Source organism: Micromonospora sp. WMMD754, assembly GCF_049315235.1.
GTDB classification, from domain to species: Bacteria; Actinomycetota; Actinomycetes; order Mycobacteriales; family Micromonosporaceae; genus Micromonospora; species Micromonospora sediminicola.
Window position 1 is genome coordinate 6146151 of sequence record NZ_CP186058.1, and the last position, 19065, is coordinate 6165215.

Sequence of the window (19065 nt, forward strand, 5' to 3'; positions counted from 1 at the left end):
CCCCGCTTCACTCCACCTCGGTGAGCAGCGGCTCGACCTCTACGTCGAGGTGGGCGCGCAGCGTGTGCGCGTCGGGGGCGGTGGCGGTCCACAGTGTCGCCGGACCACCTGCCAGGGGCAGCCGGGCGAGGGTGCCCTCGACCGTCGCGGGCTCGTGGGGCAGCGACGGGTCCACCACCAGCAGCGACCCGGTGGCCGACGCGCCGCCGAGCACCGCGGGGCCGGCCCAGCCGGGCGCGTCCGGCCCCACGGCCAGCGACTGGCGCAGCAGCGGCCGGCCGTCGTGGTCGACCCGCGTGTGGACGACCGCACCGCCCGGCGCCTCGCCGTACCGACCGCAGATCACCTCGTCGCGCCAGATCAGCCTCGCCCCGGCGGCCAGCTCGACCCGGGACTCGGCGAGGTGGGCGCAGCCGGCCGCGGCGACCAGTTGCTCGGGCAGCCAGTGCAGGGCGCCGCCGTCGTGCACCACGGCGCGGACCGCCATCCGCGACACGGCGTCGGGCCGGCCGGGCAGGGCGACCGAGGCGGCGACGGTGTGTATCCGCACCGCCGCCCCCGGTCCCACGTCGATCTCCAGCCGCAGGTCGTCGCCGGCGAGCGGGCCGGCCGCCCCGCCGACGACGTACACGGTTGCGACACGACCGCTGCCGGGCGTCTGTCGCAGCAGCAGCGGCGTCTCACCGCGCAGCTCGGCGAGGACCGTGCCGCCCCGGCCGTCGGCCCGAGCCACCAGCCGGGCGTCCGCGCGCATCAGGCCGGGGCGATCGGGTGCCGGGCCGCGTGGTGGGCCAGTTCGTGGCGGATCCAGTCGGCGACCCGCCCCGCCGTCGGGTCGCCGACGATCGACAGGAACACGGTCGGCAGGTCGCCGCGCCGGGCCCGCGCGTCCCGGTCCATGACGGCCAGGTCCGCGCCCACCATCGGGGCCAGGTCGGTCTTGTTGATCACGAGCAGGTCGGCGGACGTCACCCCGGGTCCGCCCTTGCGCGGCACCTTGTCCCCGCCGGCCACGTCGACCACGAATATCTGCCGGTCCACCAGGCCCCGGCTGAACGTGGCGGTCAGGTTGTCGCCGCCGCTCTCGACCAGCACCAGGTCCAGCGGGCCGACCGCCTCGGCCAGCTCGTCCACGGCGTCGAGGTTGGCCCCGATGTCGTCCCGGATGGCGGTGTGCGGGCAGCAACCGGTCTCCACGGCGCGGATCCGGGTCGGGTCCAGCACGCCGGCCCGCTTGAGGAAGTCGGCGTCCTCGGTCGTGTAGATGTCGTTGGTGACCACGCCGAGTCGCAGCTCGCCGGCGAACGCCCGGCACAGGGCCGCCACCAGGGCGGTCTTGCCGGACCCGACCGGCCCGCCGATGCCGACGCGCAGCGCCCGGCCGGCTCGGGCCAGCGGCGGATGCGGGTCCACCCCCGGTTCGGGGTGGGTGTGCGGAACGGTCTCGTCGTGCGGGGCGGGACTCCGGTCGGCAGTGGGCGCAACGGTTTCAGGACGCAAAGAGACGCACCTCCCAGGTGGCATGAGCTTCGGCATGGATGTCGGCAAGGGGGGCGGCCGCCGCGGGCAGCCGCTCGGGTGGGTCGTCGGCGGCCCGCGCCGCCGCGGCGGCGACGCCGTCGCACCGGTCGGCGAGACCGACCAGCAGGGCCTGGACCTGGTACGGGTCGAGGCCGAGCAGGCGTACGCCCGCACTGGCCGCGCCGGTCACCGTCCCGTGGGTGGCGACCGTGGCGGTCTCGGCGCGGCTCAGGCCGGCGGCGGCGCAGAGCAGCCCGAGCACCAACGGCTGGTGCGCTCCGCCGGGTGTGCAGGGCAGTTCGGCGAAGGACGCCTCCGGCCAGATGGCCCGGCCCGCGCGCAGCAGAGCCCGCCCCTGGCGACGGGACACCGTGCGCAGCGCCGGTGCCGCCGTCCGGGCGTCCAGCTCCGCGTCGAGCAACGCCAGCGTGGACCCGCGAACGGCGGAATTCGCCGAGGTCACGGCCCGGTGCGCCGCCGCCGCGAACGCCGCGCCGACCAGCCCGGCGGTGGCCAGCCGGCCGGCCAGGAACGCCTCCAACGTGGCCAGGTCGGTGACCCGGCCGGCGGCGACGGCGGCCTCCAGGCCGCCGGAGTGGGCGTGCGCGCCGGCCGGGAAGCGACCGTCGGCCAGCAGCAGGAGCAGGCTCGACGTCGCCATCAGAACAGGAAGTACCGCTGGGCCATCGGCAGGCGTGGCACCGGGTCCGGCTCCACCACCTGACCGTCGATCCGCACCGTGAAGGTGTCCGGGTCCACCTCGATCCGGGGCATCGCGTCGTTCTCCGGCAGGTCGGCCTTGCCCCGCGAGCGCACGTCCGCGACGGGTACCACCCGTCGCCGCACGTCGAGGCGCAGCCCGGCGTCGAGAGCGGCCGGCGCGACGAACGCCAGGCTGGTGGCCGACGCCGCGGCGCCGTACGCCCCGAACATCGGGCGCGGCAGCATCGGCTGCGGCGTGGGGATGGACGCGTTGGCGTCACCCATCTGGGCGTACGCGATCATGCCGCCCTTGAGCACCAGGTGCGGTCGTACGCCGAAGAACGCCGGATCCCACAGCACCAGGTCGGCCAGCTTGCCCGGCTCGACCGAGCCGATCTCGCGGTCCAGCCCGTTCGCCATCGCCGCGCAGATGGTGTACTTCGCCACGTACCGGCGGGCCCGGTGGTTGTCGGCCGCGCCGTCGCCGGGCAGCGCGCCGACCCGCTCCTTCATGACGTGCGCGCTCTGCCAGGTTCGCAGGATCACCTCGCCCACCCGGCCCATCGCCTGGGCGTCGGAGCCGATGATGGAGATCGCGCCGAGGTCGTGCAGCAGGTCCTCGGCGGCCATGGTGGACGGTCGGATGCGGCTCTCGGCGAAGGCCAGGTCCTCCGGCACGGACGGGTTGAGATGGTGGCAGACCATCAGCATGTCCAGGTGTTCGGCGAGGGTGTTGGCGGTGTACGGCCGGGTCGGGTTGGTCGACGACGGCAGCACGTTGGGCTCACCGGCCACCGTGATGATGTCCGGCGCGTGCCCGCCTCCCGCGCCCTCGGTGTGGTACGAGTGGATGGCCCGGCCGGCGATCGCCCGGAGCGTGTGGGCCACGAAACCGGCCTCGTTGAGGGTGTCGGTGTGGATCGACACCTGCACCCCGGAGGCGTCCGCCACCCGCAGGCAGGCGTCGATCGCCGCCGGTGTGGTGCCCCAGTCCTCGTGCAGCTTGAAGCCGCCCGCGCCGGCGCGCAACTGCTCCCACAGCGCCTCCGGCGAGACGGTGTTGCCCTTGCCCAGCAGCAGCACGTTGACCGGCAGCGTGTCCAGCGCCTCGTGCATGCGGGCCAGGTGCCAGGCGTTCGGGGTGACCGTGGTGGCCCGGGTGCCCTCGGCGGGGCCGGTGCCGCCGCCGACGAGTGTGGTGACGCCGCTTGCGAGCGCCTCGGCGACGATCTCCGGGCAGATGAAGTGCACGTGGGTGTCGACGGCGCCGGCCGTGAGGATCCGGCCGTTGCCGGCGATGACCTCGGTGGCCGGGCCGATGACCAGCTCGGGGTGGACGCCGGGCATGGTGTCCGGGTTGCCGGCCCGGCCGAGGGCGACGATCCGCCCGTCGCGCAGACCCACGTCGGCCTTGACCACGCCCCAGTGGTCGAGCACCACCGCGCCGGTGACGACGGTGTCGAGGGCGCCCTCGGCGCGGGTCGCCCGCGACTGGCCCATCGACTCGCGGATCACCTTCCCGCCGCCGAAGACCGCCTCGTCGCCGCCCACGCAGTGGTCGGTCTCCACCTCGATCAGCAGGCTCGTGTCGGCCAGCCGGATGCGGTCACCGGTGGTCGGCCCGTACAGGTCGATGTAGCGGTCCCGCCGCACGGCACTCACCGCGCCGGCCCGTCGGTCATCGGTGCGGCTGTTCCCGGCGCGGCCGGTGACGCTTCGTCCAGCGGCCCGGCGCACTCGCCGCGCAGGCCGGGCACGACGCGTGCGCCGCCGAGCGGGACCAGCTCGACGGTGCGGCTCACGCCCGGCTCGAACCGGACCGAGGTTCCCGCCGGAACGGCGAGACGCTGGCCCCAGGCGACGGCCCGGTCGAACATCAGGGCCGGGTTGGCCTCGGCGAAGTGGTAGTGCGAGCCGACCTGCACCGGACGGTCGGCGGTGTTGACCACGACCAGTGTGGTCACCGGCCGACCTACGTTGATCTCGACCGGGCCGGCCGCCGGCAGGATCTCCCCGGGGATCACGGGATCGGGTGGTGCACCGTCACCAGCTTGGTACCGTCCGGGAACGTCGCCTCCACCTGCACCTCCCTCAGCAGCTCGGGGATGCCGTCCTGGACGTCCTCGCGGCCGAGCACCGTCCGGCCGGCGGACATGAGGTCGACCACCGACCGCCCGTCGCGGGCCCCTTCGAGCAGGAAGGCAGTGATGATCGCGACGGCTTCGGGATAGTTGAGTCGCAGGCCGCGCTCGCGGCGGCGGCGAGCGACGTCGGCCGCGACGTGGACGAGCAGGCGATCCTGCTCGTGCGGGCTGAGGAACACGGGATTCTCCGGTGGGGATCGGCGTGGCCCGCTCGCCGTCGGCTCCGCGCGGAGCCGCGCCGGGCAGCACCACCCGGAGGACGAGCTGGAGTCACACGACCGCCGCGACGACCGCCGACGGGGTCGCCCGGGACTCCACCATCCCGGCCCGCGCGACGGGCACCCGGCGGTGTCGGTCGGATGCGGACCGCACCGCCCACCGCTTCAGCAGAACGTAGAGGATCGCCACCGGCGCGGGCAAGCGGGTGCTCGGGATGAGGGATCGAGCCGCGCCGGCGCCAACCGCTCACCGACCCTTGACGCATAGAAGGCCGATTATTAAGGTCCTGACCGTAATGTTGTCGACGAACGGAGACTCCCATGCCCCTCAGCCGTCGCACACTGCTCGCAGGTAGCGCAGCCGCCGGAGCATCGCTGGCAGTCGGGCATGCTGGGCTCTCGTCCCCCGCCTCCGCAGCCGAAAAGCCCCTAACGCCGATTAGTTTCGGCCCCGCCTCTTTGACCGCCGCCGTGCGCGGGGCCGCCGTCATCGGCGACAGCGTCTTCATCACCTCACGGTTCAACACGCCGGAGGGCCGGATGCGGCTCGGCGAGTTCGACGTGCACACCGGCGAGCAGCGGAGGATCGCGGACCTGGCGATCCCGAGCAATGGCGGGCAGAAGCTCGCCGCCGACGGTCGGTACATCTACATCGGTCCCGCCGGCAGCGCGGACGTGTACCGGTACGACCCGCAGACCGGCGACGTCGTCGCGTGGTCCCGGGCCGGTGCCGCCACCACCTGGTACTACGACATGGTGGTGCACGGCGAGCACCTGTACATCGGCACGTACCCGGACTGCACGGTCAAGCGGATCCGGTTGGCCGACGCCACCGTCGAGACGTACGGTCGCATCTCGACCTCGCAGTACGCGGCGGCCGTCGCGGTCGACGACGAGTACGTCTACGGCGGTTCGGCCGCCCCCGGCACGCTGCTGATGTGGCCGAAGGGCGGCGGCGCGCCGACCAGCCTGACGTCGTACCTCAGCGCCTCACCGGTGGGGATCCTCGACCTGGTCGTCAGCGACGGGATGCTCCACGTCGCCTGCGGCCGGCAACTGATCTCCTTCCGCCGGGACGGCTCGCAGCGGGTGTCCCGGGACATTCCCGCCGAGGACCGCTACATCGACCAGCTCACCGTGGGCAGCGACGGCAAGGTGTACGCGTTGTGCCGGCTGACCACCAACCTGTACGAGGTCACCGCCGACGGCCTGACCAAGGTGGGCCGGCCCTTGGCCGACGTGGAGAATCAGCTGCTCGCTCCGCTGCCCGGCGGCGCGCTGCTCGGGGTGAGCGGGCTCGGCCACCTGTGGAAGGCGACGCCCGGCGGCACCGCCAGCGTGTGGCAGACCGCCGACCGGGGCTTCGGGTACCCGGAGACCATCCAGTCGATGATGCGGCACAGCCGGAACCGGATCTGGGTGGGCGGCCACTACGCGATGACCGTCCACCGGCCGAAGGCCGGCACCAGCGAGCGCTTCGACATCAACGGCGAGGTCAAGGCGATGGCCGAGGGCCGGCGCGGGGTGGTGTACGCCGGCCTCTACCCGAGCGCCCAGATCGTCGCGATCGATCCGGACAGCTACGAGATCACCCCGCTCGGACTGCTCGGCAACGAGCAGCTGCGCACCAAGCGGATCCACCACGACCGGGCACGCAACCAGCTCGTCGTGGCGTCCAGCCCGCAGACCACCAAACACACCGGCGCGCTCACCTTCATCGACCTGAGCGACAACACCTTCGACTCCCACCGGGAGTTCCTGCCCGAGCAGAGCGTGATGGACGTGGTGGTGCGGGGCACCACGGCCTACCTCGCCGGCGACACCTACGGCGAGGGCACCAGCGGCCCGATCCGCAAGGTGGCGCAGGTGGCGGCGGTGGACATCGTCACCCGGACCCTGCTGTGGCGGGAGGAGATCAAGCCGGACTGGCTGTCGTACGAGAGCCTGTTCGTCGTGGGCAACCTGCTCTACGCGATGGGCCGCCGTCCGCGCGGGGCCTGGTTCGCCTACGACCTGCACAGCCGGCAGATCGTGATGGAGGGCGACCTCGGCGGGTACGGCCAGTTCAACGGGATCGACGGCCGGGTCTTCTCCTGGGTGCACTGGACCAACGACATCTCCGAGCTGCCGACCGTTCCCGGCGGCGAGGTGACCACCCTGTACGACAACGTGCCGCGGGGCTGGTACAACAACCCGTCGTTCCACTTCACCCCGGACGGCAAGGCCACCTGGGGGATGCTCGGCAACGACCTGGCGCTGTTCCCACTGCCGGAGAAGAAGAGGAAGAAGTAGACGGCGGTCGTGGGGCCGTCCTTCCAGGTCGGGTGGGCGGCCCCACGCCGTGTCCGCGGTCAGCCGGTGACGTCGAGGCGGAACAGTTCGGCGGCGTTGCGCCAGGCGACCCGCTCGGCCAGCGCCGGCGGCAGGTCGGCGGCGAGCACCGCGCCGTACGCGGCGGCCGGGTCGATCAGGGTGGCGTCGGTGCCGAACAGCAGCCGTCCGGGGTCGACCGCAGCCGCGACGGCGGCGAAGCGGCCCGCCTCCGTGTGCGAGAAGCACGGTTCGAGCCAGAGCCGGTCCACCGCGTTCGCCGCCTCGACCGCGTGCCGCCAGCCGTTGGCGCCCATGTGCCCGGCGATGGCCCGTAGGCCGGGGATGTCCACACAGGCCTGGGCCAGCTCCAGCGGCGTGGCGTCCCAGGTGTGCACCAGGGCGGGCAGGTCGTGGGCGGCAACCAGCTCCAGCGCCGCCCGGGTCTGCGGAGAGCGCACCGGTGAGCCGGTGTAGTCGGTGTGGATCTTCACCCCGACGAACCGGCCGGTGGGCAGCAGCTCCCGCAGGTCGCGTTCGGCGTCGTCGAGCCGGCGCGGGTTGACCGTCAGGTAGCCCCGCAGCCGGTCGCTGTGCTCAAGCGTCCGCGCCATGGCCCGGTTTCCGGCGGTCACGTCGTAGATCACCGCCTCGGTGGCCGAGGCGATCGCGAGGTCGATGCCGTACCGGTCCATCACGGCGAGGTTGGTGGCCAGCGCGCCGACCTCCATGCTGAAGAACCACGGTCCCCAGTGGGCGTGCACGTCGATGATCATTCGGTCGGCTCCAGGATGCGGCGGGCGTTGCCGCCGGCCACGGCGGCCACCTCGGCCGGCGTGAGGCCACCCCGGGCCAGCCGGAGCCGGGGTACGACGGCCTCGTAGAACGGCGTACGGGAGCCGTAGAGCAGCCGGCCGATACCCACGTGCTCCGCGACGGTCTCTATCGCGTCCGGCGAGTTGAGCAGCCGGGTGGAGGTGTGGAAGCCCGGTTCGTCGCGGGCGGCGACGACGAAGTCGCCCAGGTGGTAGAAGTGCGTGTCGAGAAAGACCACGGTCGCCCCGCGAAGTGGACGCCAGAACCGGCGGACGTCGCCGCCGGTGAGGACGACCAGGCCGGCCGCGGCGGCTCGGCGGGCCACGTGCCGGACGGCCGGGAAGTCCGCCTCCACCCGCTGTTCGTCGGGGAAGAGCCGGATCGCGTGGACGCCCCGCTCAGCCAGCCGGTCCACCTCCCGCTCGGCCCCGAGCGGGTCACGCAGGTCGACCCCGCCGACTGGAAGCACGCGCGGGCCGGCGAGTGCGGCGCACTCGTCGTTGCCGGTGGGCACGTCGAACAGGGCCGCCCGCAGGTTGGCCACCGCCGCCCGGCCGATCCCGTTCGTGGTGAGCGCGTCAACCACCTGGCGCGGGTCACCGACCGGCCCCGGGCGGTCGGCGTACCGGCCGACGAGCACGTCGACGTCGAGTGTGACGGGCGGCAGGTCGCCGGCGGTGAACGGAGAGGTCACCGTGACCCCGCCACCGCGAGCACCCGCGCCCGGTCGTCCGCGGACAGGGCCGGCCCGTACCTGTCGTCGGCGTACGACTGCGGGATGCGTCCCTCGGCGGCGGCGATCCAGAGCATCCGGCGGACGTACCCCTCGATCGGTTCGGTGAAGGTCACCTCGGCGAGCCGGTCCAGGCGCGCCGAGGCGGTGACGAAGTCGGCGTACCGCCGCTCGGCGAAGGCCCGGAGCACGGCGGCGGTTACCGGCACCGCGGCGGCGGCGAGGCCGACGAGCGCGGCCTGCGCACCCCACATCAGCGACGGCCCGAACATCCGGTCCTCGCCGGTGACGGCGAGCCGGTCGGCGGCGTGGGCGGCGGCGAGCGCGGCCTGGCAGGCCATCGCGTCGTGCAACCGCGCCACCTTGACGCCGGCCACGCCGGGGTGGTCCAGCAGGTCCACGAGCCGCTCCGGTGGATAGGGCCGGACGTAGAGGTCGAAGGCGAGCATCGGCAGGCCGGCGGCCCGCCAGATGGCGTCGTGGTGGGCCGGCGCGTCACCGTCGACCGGGAAGACGAGCACCCCGGCGGCGCCGAGGGCGGCGGCGGCCGTCGCCTGGTCGGCGACATCGCCGGTCCGTTCCCCTGGCCGGCCGCCCACCCCGACGATCACCGGTACGCCGGTCGCGACGGCCCGCCGGACCACCCGGTCCCGGGTGGCGTCGTCGAGGAACGGGCCGCGACCGGTGTGGGCGAGCACCGCCAGGGCGTCGGCGCCGTCGGCGACCAGGCCCCGCAGGTAGCGGTCGAGGATCGCCCCGTCCGTCGCGCCGCCGCCGTCGACCGGGGTGGCGGTGGCCGCGATGAGGGTCCACCGCAGCCGGTCCCGCAGCGCGGCGGCGGCCGGGGCGATCACGCCGTCACCGCGGCCCGGACGGCGCGGGCGATCTCGTCGACGTGGTCGTCGGTGTAGCGCTCGTTCCAGTCGATCACCAGCAGGGTCTCGTCGATGAGCCGCTCGGCCACCGGGCAGGTGCCCGGCCCGTAGGTGGGTTTCCGATCGGCGGGCGGGACGGTGAGCGGGAAGCGGGAGGTGCCGTAGACCGGGGCGTCGGTGAGCGCGGGCGCGTGGTGCAGCGGCTGGTCGAGGTAGCCGGCGCGGGCCGGGATCCCGGCCGCGGCGAGCGTCGCGGCGACCTGACGGTTGGTCAGGGGTGGGTCCAGCACCACCGGGAAGAGCCACCAGGCGTGCGCGTCGACGTCGGCGGGCAGGCGTACGCCGGGCAGGTCGGCCAGGGCGGCGTGCAGCCGGGCGGCGGTGCGGCGGCGGTCGGCGAGCACGCCGGGCAGCTTGGTGAGCTGGGCGCGGGCGACCGCGCCGGCCAGTTCGGTCATCCGGTAGTTCAGACCGAGGCCGACGTGCCGGCGGGCCTCGTCGCGCGGCCAGCCCTTGTCGGCGAAGAGCCGCATCCGCCGGGCCAGCGCCGGGTCGTCGGTGACCGCCAGGCCGCCGTCGCCGCAGGTGATGTGCTTCCACTGCTGGAGGCTGAAGCAGCCGACCGCGCCGGCGGTGCCGACCAGGGAGCCGTCCGGATAGGCCGCGAGCCAGGCCTGGGCGCAGTCCTCGATCAGTGCGACGCCGGCGGCGTCGGCCACCGCCCGCAGGTCGACCGCCGCGCCGAACAGGTGCACCGCGAGGATCGCCCGGGTACGGGGTCCGATCGCGGCGGCGACAGCGTCCGGATCCAGGTTCCCGGTGTACGGGTCGACGTCGGCGAAGACCGGCACGGCGTTCTGCGCCAGGATCGGTGCGACGGTGCCGAAGTCGCTGATCGGAGACGTGATGATCTCGTCGCCCGGGTCGGGCGCGACGGCGGCGACCGCACAGTGCAGGGCCGCCGTCCCCGAACTGGTGGCCACGGCGTGGGAGACTCCATGCCGGTCGGCCATCTCGCGTTCCAGGGCCCGGACCTCGGTGCCCCACACGGAGCTCAGCATCCCCGAGTGGAGCACCCGGGCGACGGCGTCCAGTTCCTCGGCGCCGAGGGTCCGGCCACCGGCATCCGCCATGCTGGGAAACGACACGTACCCTCCCGACTTCCGGAAATACCGGGCCTGACCGTAATCTTGAGCTACGGAACATGCAACCCTTCGACCGGAGGCAGCCGTGACCATCGAGATAGGGGTCGTCGGGCCGCACGACCTTGTCGACGACGTGGCGGCCGTCTGCGAGGAGCAGCCCGGCGTCACCGCGCGGCGGCTGCACTACGACCACGAGTCGCAGACCCCGGCACTCGTCGACGCGCACGCGACACAGGTCGACGCGTGGCTGTTCACCGGTGTGGTGCCGTACACCCTGGCCCGGGACGCCAACGCGCTGACCCGGCCGGCGGGTTTCGTCGACTACACCGGAGCGACACTGCTCCAGGCCACCGTGCGACTGCTGCGCGACGGGCACGACGTCACCCGGATCTCCATCGACACGATCACCGGCGCGGACATCGCGACGACGTTCACCGAGGCCGGACTGCCGGTCGACCGGGTCCGCACCCTGCCGTACCGGGGCAGCCTCAGCTCCGACGACGTGGTGGCCTTCCACCGGCGGCAGCACAGCTCCGGCGCCCAGGTGGCGGTCACCTGCATCAGGTCGGTCTACGAGGCACTGCGGCACGAGATGCCGACGTTCCGGCTCGCCCCGTCGATCCACTCGGTGCGCACCGCGCTGCGCCAGGTGCTGCTGTCGGTCAACAGCCAGGCCCAGGAGGACGCACAGATCGCCCTCGGCCTGGCCAGGCTCCCGGACGGTGACGACGGCCTGCTCAAGGAGGTCGCCACGCTCGGCGGGACGCTTGCCCGGTTCGCTCCCGACACGTACCTGATCGTCACCACCCGCGGTCCGCTGCACGACGCGACCGGCGGCTTCACCGCGCTGCCGATGCTGCGTCGCCTGGCCGAGCGGCACGGCACCGTCCAGATCGGCTTCGGGCTGGGGCGCAGCGCCGCGGAGGCGGAGAACCTGGCGCGCCGGGCGTTGAGCCGGGCCCGTCGGGTCGGGTCGACGACCGCGGTGCTGTCGCTGCGCGGCGAGACCGACATCGTGCTGGAGTCGACCAGCCCGACCCCGCCACCGGCGGAGGCGAACCTGGCCGTCATCGCCCAGCGGGTCGGCCTGTCGGTACCCACCCTGCTGCGCCTGCGCGAGGTCCGCGCCGCGGCCGGCGACGAGCCGCTGACCAGCCGCGAGGTCGCCGCGCAGCTCCACATCCAGCAGCGCACCGCCCGCCGCATGCTGCACCGCCTGGAACTGGCCGGCCTGGCCGAGCGCCTGGGCAACCTCGCCTCCGGCAGCAGCGGCCGTCCGCTGACGCTCTACCGGCTGACGGTGTGACCCCGACCCGGTCCGTGCCCCGTGGCACGGACCGGGGTGAGCGGGGATCAGGCCAGCCAGGTGTCGAGATGCTCGGCGACGAACGCGTCGTCGCGCAGGTGCGGGTAGGCGGCGTGGACGCGGTCCAGCTCGGCGAGCTGCCCGGGCGACAGCTCCTCGGCCGGGTCCAGGCACCAGCGGCCGGCCAGCAGGCCCTGGCGGCGCAGCACCTCGTGGATCCCGGGGATGCAGCCGTGGTAGCCGTTCGCGGCGTCGAAGATGGCGGCGTTGGCGTCGGTCAGGTGACCGTCGAGGGTGAGCAGCCGGCGCAGCGCGATGTCGTCACCGCCGCGCGCGCCACGGGCGTCCTCCAGCAGGCCCACGGCGGTACGCGCCCACACCGCCCACTGGCCGAGCAGTCCGCCGACGAACTCGACCTCGACCGGCCGCCCGTCGACAGTGATCCGGTGCGGGGCCACCAGGTCGGCCAGGATGTGGTCGTCGTTGCCCGTGTAGAGCGCCAGGTCGCCGGTGCGCCCGGCAGCGCAGACGCCGTGCAGCACGTCGAGGGTGCGGTAGCGGTCGAAGGGCGCGACCTTTATCCCGACCACCGACTCCAACGCGGCCAGCCGGGCCCAGAACTCACGGGACAGGTGCCGGCCACCGACGGCGGGCTGGAGGTAGAAGCCGATCACCGGCAGCACCTCGCCGACCGCCCGGGCCCGCTCGATCAAGGCGTCCTCGTCCAGCGGCGCGTACGGCGACAGCAGCACCAGGTCGTAGCCGAGCGACGCGGCGAGTTCCGCCTCACGCACCGCCTGCGCGGTGTCTCCGCAGACGCCGGCGACCAGGATGGCCCCCGAGCCGGCGGCGGTCTCGGCGGCCAGCTCGAGCACCGGGGCGAGCAGCCCGACCGCCGGGTCGTGGATGGCGAACTGGGTGGTGTGCACGCCGACGGCGATGCCACCGGCACCGGAGGCGAGGTAGTAGCGGGTCAGGGCCCGCTGCCGGCGCTCGTCGAGCCGCCGGCCGGCGTCGAGGGCGAGCGGGTGTGCGGGGATGACGCAGCCCTGCTTGAATCGGGCCAGGGCCGTGGTCTGTCGGGTGTCCGGTGCGGTCAACACGGTCTCTCCTAGAAGTTGCCGTCGCGGCGCTGGAATCCGGTCGGCTTGCCGAGCAGGGGAAGCCCGTCGCCGACCCAGTCCGCCGTCAGCTCGATCAGCTCGGCGACCGGCACGTCCGGGTAGCCGAACAGCCGGTGGCAGAGCTGCGCGTTGGACAGCAGCGCAGTCGGCGCCTCGGTGCCGGTGAAGCGCGCCTCCCGCCCCAGCCGGTCGGCGAGCGCGGTGGCGACCTGACGGACCGAGACCAGCTCCGGGCCCGTCAGGTTCAACACGAACGGCGGTGTCCGTGCGTGGTGCAGGGCACGCAGTGTCACCTCGTTGGCGTAGCCCTGCCAGACGATGTTGGCGTGCCCCATCGTCAGGTCCACGGGCTTGTCGGCCAGCACTGAGGAGGCGATGTCGACGAGGACGCCGTAGCGCATCTCGACGGCGTAGTTGAGCCGGATCAGCGCCAGCGGAGTGTCGTGGCGCTCGGAGAAGTGGGTGAGCACGCGTTCCCGGCCCAGGCAGGACATCGCGTACTCGCCGACCGGCTGCACCGGGGTCGCCTCGACGCAGCCGCCGGAGGTGACCGGCACCAGCGGGTAGACGTTGCCGGTGCTCAGCGCGACGATCCGCGAGCCGGCGAAGCGCTGCCCCACCCGGCCGGGAAGGTAGGCGTTCGTCGCCCAGGTGGCGTGTTCCCGGCCGCTGGTGCCGAACTTGGCACCGACCAGGAAGACCACGTTCGGCGCGTCGGGCAGGGCGGCCAGGGCGGCGTCGTCGGTGATGTCGGCCTCGACCACCACCGCGCCCTCGTCCCGCAGCGCGTCGGCGAGGCCGGCCTCGGAGAAGCGGGACACCGCGATCACCCGGGCGCCGGTGCCCGCCTCGGCGACGCCGCGCAGCGCCAGCCGGACCAGGCTCGGCCCCAACTTGCCGCCCGCACCGAGGATCAGCAGGTCACCGTCGATCTTGCGCAGGTCGTCCACCAGGACGCCGCGCGGCCGGGCCAGGCGCTCCTCCAGGTCCGCCACGGTACGCATACCACCACACCCTTCCGGATTAACGGTCATGACCGTAACTTCCGTCCCAGGGGGCGTCAAGGTGTCGTGGCGACCGGATCGGCCGCGGCGGTCAGGTCAGGTCGCGGGCCGCGGCGAGGATCTCCAGCACCGCCCGGGTCTGCTCCCACGGCACCGGGGCCGGCGCGCCGGCCACCATGTCCAGGAAGGCGTCCACCGTGGCCCGGTAGCCCAGCTCGTCGGCGCCGCCGCGCAGCGCCACCCGCCGTTCCCCGGCGGCGGTGTACACCGTCACCTCGTACGACTCGCCTTGGCTCACCCCGAGCACCTCGACCGTTCCGGGCACGCCGTCGTCCCACTGCACGGTCAGCAGGCCGGTGTCCTCGGAGCGCAGGCCGTGGTGCCGGCGTACGGTCGCGGCCGCCCCGACCAGCCGGACCGCCGGCCCGAGCAGCGCGACAAGCAGCTCGACTCCGTGCAGGCCCATCATGACCAGGGTGCCGCCGCCCACGCCGGGATCGTCCTGCCAAGGGTTGTAGCCGGTGGCCCAGAGGCCGACGTCGTGCCGGACGGTGACCCGTACCGCGAGCACCTCCTCGCGCGCCACGTCGAACGCGGCGAACGCCGGGGCGAACCGCAGCACCGAGGAGGTGAGCACCAGCTCGGGTGCCCGGCGGACCACCGGTTCCAGCCGGTCCAACTGGTCGCGGGTGGCCGCGGCCGGCTTGTTGACGAAGCACGGCAGCTTCCGGTCGAGGATCCGCGCCAGCGCCTCCGGCACCCCCGAGGTGGGCACGGTGAGCACCACCCCGTCCGGGGCGGTGGCCAGCAGCGCGGTCAGGTCCGGCACCACGACGGCGTCGGGCTGTTCGGCCCGGAACCGCTCCAGCCGCTGCGGATCCGGCTCCCACACCACCAGCTCGGGAGCTGCCGCGCCGGCACGCAGAGTTCGGGCGTCGGTGTACGGGTGACTGGTGGCGAGTCCGGCGATGGCGATGCGCATGACCGCAGAGGCTACTTCTCCCCCTGGCCCGTCGCGACGCAGGTCAGCCGGTGGTGTCGAGCAGTTCCACTGTCACTTCGTGGCGCAGTGGCTCGCCGCGCAGGAACCGGTCGATCTCGGCGCACACGATCGCGGCGGCCCGCCGCCGCGACTGCACGGTCCCGGCTGACTCGTGCGGTGTCAGCAGGACGTTCGGTAGCGCGCGGAGCGGGTGGCCGGTGGGCAACGGCTCGGCGTCGAAGACGTCCAGCGCGGCATCCAGCCGTCCGCCGCGCAGCGCCGCCAGCAGCGCTGTCTCGTCCACCAACGCCGCCCGTGCGGTGTTGACCAGGAGGGCGCCGTCGGGCATCAGGGCGAGCTCCCGGGCGGAGATCATACCGGTCGTCTCCGGCAGCACCGGGGCGTGCAGCGATACCACCAGTGACCGGGTGAGCAGGTCGTCCAGGTCGACCCGCTCGACGCCGAGGGCGGCGGCCTCGCCGACGTCCAGGTACGGGTCGGCGACCAGCACCCGCGCGCCGAGCGCCCGGACCAGCGCCAGGTACGCCCGGCCGGTACGGGACGCGCCGACCACCCCGACCGTGGCGCCGCGCAACTCGCGCCGGGGCGGGGCCGCCTTGGCCGTCGCCCAGTCGACCCCGGTACGCATCGCGTGGTCGAAGCGGTGCAGCCGGTGCAGCAGCGCCAGGGTCAGGGCGAGCGCCTGCTCCCCCACCGCGTACGCCATGGCGTCGCCGGCCTGGGTGACGCGCACGCCAGCGGCGAAGCTGGCCGGCGTGACGAACGGCTTCACGCTGGCCCCGGTGTGTGCGAGCAGCCGCAGCCGGGGCGCGGCGGCCAGCACCCGGGCGGTCAGCGGCGCGGTGTCCCAGCCGGTGACCACCACGTCGGCGTCGGCGAGCAGCCGGGCCAGGACGTCCTCGTCGCCGACGTCGTCCCCGGCGGGCAGCCGCACCTCGCCCAGCCGGCGCAGCGCCGCCCACGCGTCGGCGTCGAAGAAGAGGGATCGGACCCCTGGGGTCACCGCCACCGCGACGATCGGCCCACTCATCCCTTGATGCCCGTGCTCGCGACGCCCTCCTGGAAGTAGCGCTGGCCGATCAGGTACGCCATGAAGATCGGCACGAACGCCACCACCGAACCGGCGAGCAGCATGTTCAACGCCACGTTCTCCTGCTGGAGGGAGGCGATGCCGGTGGTGAGGGTGCGCATGTCCAGGCTCTGCCCGACGATCAGCGGCCAGAGGAAGTCGTTCCAGTGCCAGAGGAAGACGAACACGCCGAGCGTGGCCAGGATCGGCTTGATCAGCGGCAGCACGATCGACACGTAGACCCGCCACTCGGAGCAGCCGTCGAGCCGGGCGGCCTCGAACAGCGAGTCCGGCAGCGAGGCGATGAACTGTCGCATGAGGAACACCGCCTGCGCGTTGGCCAGCGTCGGCACGATCATGCCCCAGTAGGTGTCCACGCCGCCCAGCTCGGAGATGATGATGAAGGTCGGGATCATCGTGACGTGGTACGGCACCATCAGCATCGCCAGGAACGACCAGAACATCGCCTCCTTGCCGGGGAAGCGGCGCTTGGCGAAGGCGTATCCGGCCATCGAGGCGAACAGCAGCACCCCGACCACCGACACGACCGAGTAGACGATGGTGTTCCACATCCACCGCAGCACGCTCTTGGCGCCGATCACCTGGTCGTACGCCTCGGTGGAGAACGGCCACGGCAGCAGGCTGTCCGGGAAGGTCACCGGGCCGGTCGGTTTGAACGACAGCACGACCATCGCGTAGAAGGGGAACAGCGTGATCGCGGCGCCGACGAGCAGCAGCAGGCTGCGACCGACGAGCCAGCGCCGGCTGGTCCGGCCGACCCGGTAGGGCCGGCGCGGCCGATCCAGGGCGGGCGTCGGTTCGGCCACGGCGGGCGTGGCCGCCAGGGTGTCGGTCATTCTTCCCTCCCGAGGGTCAGCCGCTGCACCAGCGCGACCACGATCGTCATCACGAACAGCGCGACGCCGATGGCGCTGGCGTAACCCAGATCGAAGTACTTGAAGCCCTGGTCGTAGAGCAGGTAGACGAGGCTGTAGCTGGCGCGCACCGGGCCGCCGCCGGTCATCACGTAGATCATGTCGAAGACCTGGACCGCCACCGTGGTCTCGATGACGGCCACGAAGAACAGCGCCGGGCGCAGCTGCGGCAGCGTGACGTAGCGGAAGCGCTGCCAGGCCGATGCGCCGTCGGTCAGCGCCGCCTCCTCGAGTTCGGCGGGGATCTCCTGGAGCCGGGCGAGCAGGATGAGCATGCCGTAGCCGAAGCGGGACCAGACCGCGACCAGCACCAGCGCCGGGATCACCAGCACGCTGTCGGCCAGCCAGGACTGTGCCGGCAGGCCGAGCGCGCCCATCGTCCGCGACCACGGGCCGCCGTCGCCGAAGACCCAGCTGAACACCACCCCGGCGAGGACCAGGCTGGTCACCACCGGCAGGAAGAACACCGACCGGAAGACCTTCGCGCCGCGGAAGGCCCGCCGGGTCAACAGCGCCATGCCGAGCGAGGCCAGCATCGACAGCGGTACCGACAGCGCGGTGAAGATGACCGTCACCCGCAGCGCCGACCAGAACGTCGGATCGTCGGCGAGGCGCCGGAAGTTCTCCACGCCGACGAAGGAGGTGTCGCCGCCGATCGTGTAGTCGGTGAAACCCAGGACCACCCCGGCGATCGCCGGTCCGAAGCGGAACAGGGCGAACAGCACCAGGAACGGCAGGACGAACAGCAACGCCGTCCCGGCCTCCCGGGCGGACGGGCGGCGGACGCGCCGACGGCGGATCGTCGGTAGTGCAACCATCTGACAACCTTTCCGGCGGCCCGCGGTGGACGGTGTGCGCCGTCCACCGCGAGCCCTGTCCGAGCTAGCCGAGCAGCGGGTCGGCGGCCTTGGCCGCGTCGTCGAGGGCCTGCTCGACCGACTTCTTGCCGAGCAGCGCGGCCTGGATCTCCGGGGCGAGCACGCCCTGGACGTCGCGGGCCTTCTCGTTCAGCGGGCCGACGGTGCTGACGGCGACCTGCTTCTCCTGCTCACCGAGGACAGAGTCGTCGGCGTAGAGCGCGCCGACGGACTTCTTGGCCGAGAAGAAGCTGGCCGCGAGGTCGTACTTCTTGGAGTTCTCGGCGTTCGAGGCGAACGCGATCCACTTGCCGGCGGCCTGCTTGGCGTCGGAGTTCTTCAGCATCGACAGCGAGCCGACGGTGCCGTAGCCGATCTGCTTGGTCTCGGTGAAGTGCGGCAGCGCCTGCATGTTCTCCTTGCCCCAGAACTTCTCGATCTCGGCCGGCAGCACGTGCCAGACGCAACCGACCTTGTTCTGGGCGATGCGGGTCTGCTCGATCGGGGGGAACGAGGTGAGGAGGTTCTTGTCGACGAAGCCACCGTCGACGAGCTGCTTGACGAAGCTCAGCGCCTTGCGGCCCTCGGGGCCGTTGAAGGCCACCGACTTACCGTCCGGGCTGAACACGTCGCCGCCGGCCTGCCACAGCAGCGGGTAGAAGGTCTGGTTGAGCGTGTGCTTGACGTCGCCGCCGTACGCGGCCACGTCGTAGCCCTTGGCCTTGAACGCCGGCGCCATGGCCAGCAGGTCGTTCCAGGTCTTCGGGTAGGTGGTCTGACCGACGGCGGCGAAGACCTTCTTGTTGCACAGCGGGGTGACGGCGCTGGTCAGCACCGGGGCGCCCATCATCTTGCCGTCGATCGTGACGGAGTTGACCACGTTGGGCAGGTAGTCGGCCCTGGCGGCGTCGTCGAGGTACTTGTCGACCGGCTCGATGTTGCGGACGTACTTGGGCAGCTGGTCCGGGATGAGGTAGACGACGTCCGGCCCCTTGTTCCCGGCGATGGCCGTGGCCAGCGCCTGGTCGCGGTTGGCCCAGGGGAAGATTTCGGTCTTGACCTCGATGTCCGGGTTCTCCGCCTGGAAGGCCTTGGCGGTCTCCTCCCAGTAGGCGCGGTGCTTGGCCTCGTCGAAGATCACCGGGTAGATCCACATCGTAACGGTCTTCTTGCCGGAGTCACCGGAGCCGGAACCACCACAAGCCGTGGCCGCGAGCGCGGCGACGAGCGCCACCGCCACGGCCGACAGGCTCTTGCGAACACGCATCTCGCATCCTTCCAGGGGAGGTCAGGTGGGCAGTAC

The 19065-nt window shown here is 72.8% G+C and carries 19 protein-coding genes; 2 read left to right on the top strand and 17 right to left on the bottom strand.

The window, feature by feature from the left end; translation table 11 throughout:
• Positions 1 to 7 precede the first annotated feature (7 nt).
• Genes ACN27B_RS28815 through ACN27B_RS28840 form a run of 6 tightly spaced genes read right to left on the bottom strand, consistent with a single transcriptional unit; the run spans position 8 to position 4546 of the window.
• Positions 8 to 754 (bottom strand): urease accessory protein UreD, encoded by a 747-nt coding sequence (locus ACN27B_RS28815; RefSeq protein WP_422742337.1) that lies wholly within the window; start codon positions 752 to 754, stop codon positions 8 to 10.
• A complete protein-coding gene (gene ureG / locus ACN27B_RS28820; protein WP_098746575.1) occupies positions 754 to 1500 on the bottom strand; it encodes an urease accessory protein UreG in 747 nt (248 codons plus the stop codon). Before ureG ends, ACN27B_RS28815 begins: the two co-directional genes overlap by 1 nt.
• Complete coding sequence (locus ACN27B_RS28825; RefSeq protein WP_422742340.1) at positions 1490 to 2182, bottom strand: urease accessory protein UreF; 693 nt, start codon at positions 2180 to 2182, stop codon at positions 1490 to 1492. Before ACN27B_RS28825 ends, ureG begins: the two co-directional genes overlap by 11 nt.
• Positions 2182 to 3885: an urease subunit alpha gene (locus tag ACN27B_RS28830; RefSeq protein WP_422742342.1), complete on the bottom strand. Its 1704-nt coding sequence runs from the start codon at positions 3883 to 3885 to the stop codon at positions 2182 to 2184. Before ACN27B_RS28830 ends, ACN27B_RS28825 begins: the two co-directional genes overlap by 1 nt.
• Entirely contained in the window at positions 3882 to 4247 is a 366-nt protein-coding gene (locus tag ACN27B_RS28835) for an urease subunit beta (protein ID WP_422742345.1), read from the bottom strand. The genes ACN27B_RS28830 and ACN27B_RS28835 overlap by 4 nt, the downstream gene beginning before the upstream one ends.
• Positions 4244 to 4546, bottom strand: coding sequence for an urease subunit gamma (locus tag ACN27B_RS28840; protein ID WP_091573768.1), 303 nt, complete (start codon positions 4544 to 4546; stop codon positions 4244 to 4246). The genes ACN27B_RS28835 and ACN27B_RS28840 overlap by 4 nt, the downstream gene beginning before the upstream one ends.
• Positions 4547 to 5056: 510 nt before the next feature.
• Here ACN27B_RS28840 and ACN27B_RS28845 point away from each other — a divergent pair.
• On the top strand, positions 5057 to 6877 hold the full coding sequence (locus ACN27B_RS28845) for a YncE family protein (protein ID WP_422742348.1): 1821 nt from the start codon (positions 5057 to 5059) through the stop codon (positions 6875 to 6877).
• A gap of 59 nt (positions 6878 to 6936) precedes the next feature.
• On the opposite strand, the gene ACN27B_RS28850 is transcribed toward ACN27B_RS28845, so the two are convergent.
• Genes ACN27B_RS28850 through ACN27B_RS28865 form a run of 4 tightly spaced genes read right to left on the bottom strand, consistent with a single transcriptional unit; the run spans position 6937 to position 10467 of the window.
• Complete coding sequence (locus ACN27B_RS28850) at positions 6937 to 7671, bottom strand: amidohydrolase family protein (RefSeq protein ID WP_099160295.1); 735 nt, start codon at positions 7669 to 7671, stop codon at positions 6937 to 6939.
• Positions 7668 to 8405: an amidohydrolase gene (locus ACN27B_RS28855; RefSeq protein WP_216642316.1), complete on the bottom strand. Its 738-nt coding sequence runs from the start codon at positions 8403 to 8405 to the stop codon at positions 7668 to 7670. The genes ACN27B_RS28850 and ACN27B_RS28855 overlap by 4 nt, the downstream gene beginning before the upstream one ends.
• Complete coding sequence (locus ACN27B_RS28860) at positions 8402 to 9298, bottom strand: dihydrodipicolinate synthase family protein (protein ID WP_157779029.1); 897 nt, start codon at positions 9296 to 9298, stop codon at positions 8402 to 8404. Before ACN27B_RS28860 ends, ACN27B_RS28855 begins: the two co-directional genes overlap by 4 nt.
• Entirely contained in the window at positions 9295 to 10467 is a 1173-nt protein-coding gene (locus ACN27B_RS28865) for a DegT/DnrJ/EryC1/StrS family aminotransferase (RefSeq protein ID WP_099160292.1), read from the bottom strand. The genes ACN27B_RS28860 and ACN27B_RS28865 overlap by 4 nt, the downstream gene beginning before the upstream one ends.
• 82 nt (positions 10468 to 10549) lie before the next feature.
• Between ACN27B_RS28865 and ACN27B_RS28870 the strand changes: the two genes are divergently transcribed.
• Positions 10550 to 11770 (top strand): hypothetical protein, encoded by a 1221-nt coding sequence (locus tag ACN27B_RS28870; RefSeq protein WP_098746590.1) that lies wholly within the window; start codon positions 10550 to 10552, stop codon positions 11768 to 11770.
• Positions 11771 to 11817: 47 nt separating this feature from the next.
• Here the strand turns inward: ACN27B_RS28870 and ACN27B_RS28875 are convergent, their stop codons facing one another.
• The 7 genes from ACN27B_RS28875 to ACN27B_RS28905 all read right to left on the bottom strand — a co-directional run bounded on the left by ACN27B_RS28875 (position 11818) and on the right by ACN27B_RS28905 (position 19029).
• Positions 11818 to 12873 carry a dihydrodipicolinate synthase family protein gene (locus ACN27B_RS28875; RefSeq protein ID WP_216642315.1) on the bottom strand — a complete coding sequence of 352 codons (1056 nt, stop codon included), beginning with the start codon at positions 12871 to 12873 and terminating at the stop codon, positions 11818 to 11820.
• A gap of 8 nt (positions 12874 to 12881) precedes the next feature.
• Entirely contained in the window at positions 12882 to 13898 is a 1017-nt protein-coding gene (locus ACN27B_RS28880) for an NAD-dependent epimerase/dehydratase family protein (RefSeq protein ID WP_357623010.1), read from the bottom strand.
• Between the two features lie 91 nt (positions 13899 to 13989).
• The gene (locus ACN27B_RS28885; RefSeq protein WP_098746595.1) at positions 13990 to 14880 is read right to left on the bottom strand and encodes a Gfo/Idh/MocA family protein; all 891 of its coding nucleotides are present in this window, start codon (positions 14878 to 14880) and stop codon (positions 13990 to 13992) included.
• Positions 14881 to 14923: 43 nt separating this feature from the next.
• The gene (locus tag ACN27B_RS28890; protein ID WP_099160288.1) at positions 14924 to 15931 is read right to left on the bottom strand and encodes a hydroxyacid dehydrogenase; all 1008 of its coding nucleotides are present in this window, start codon (positions 15929 to 15931) and stop codon (positions 14924 to 14926) included.
• Positions 15928 to 16827, bottom strand: coding sequence for a carbohydrate ABC transporter permease (locus tag ACN27B_RS28895; protein WP_099160286.1), 900 nt, complete (start codon positions 16825 to 16827; stop codon positions 15928 to 15930). Before ACN27B_RS28895 ends, ACN27B_RS28890 begins: the two co-directional genes overlap by 4 nt.
• Positions 16824 to 17723, bottom strand: a complete 900-nt coding sequence (locus ACN27B_RS28900; protein WP_099160285.1) for a carbohydrate ABC transporter permease — start codon at positions 17721 to 17723, stop codon at positions 16824 to 16826. The genes ACN27B_RS28895 and ACN27B_RS28900 overlap by 4 nt, the downstream gene beginning before the upstream one ends.
• 64 nt (positions 17724 to 17787) lie before the next feature.
• Positions 17788 to 19029 (bottom strand): ABC transporter substrate-binding protein, encoded by a 1242-nt coding sequence (locus ACN27B_RS28905; RefSeq protein WP_422742356.1) that lies wholly within the window; start codon positions 19027 to 19029, stop codon positions 17788 to 17790.
• Positions 19030 to 19065 lie beyond the last annotated feature (36 nt).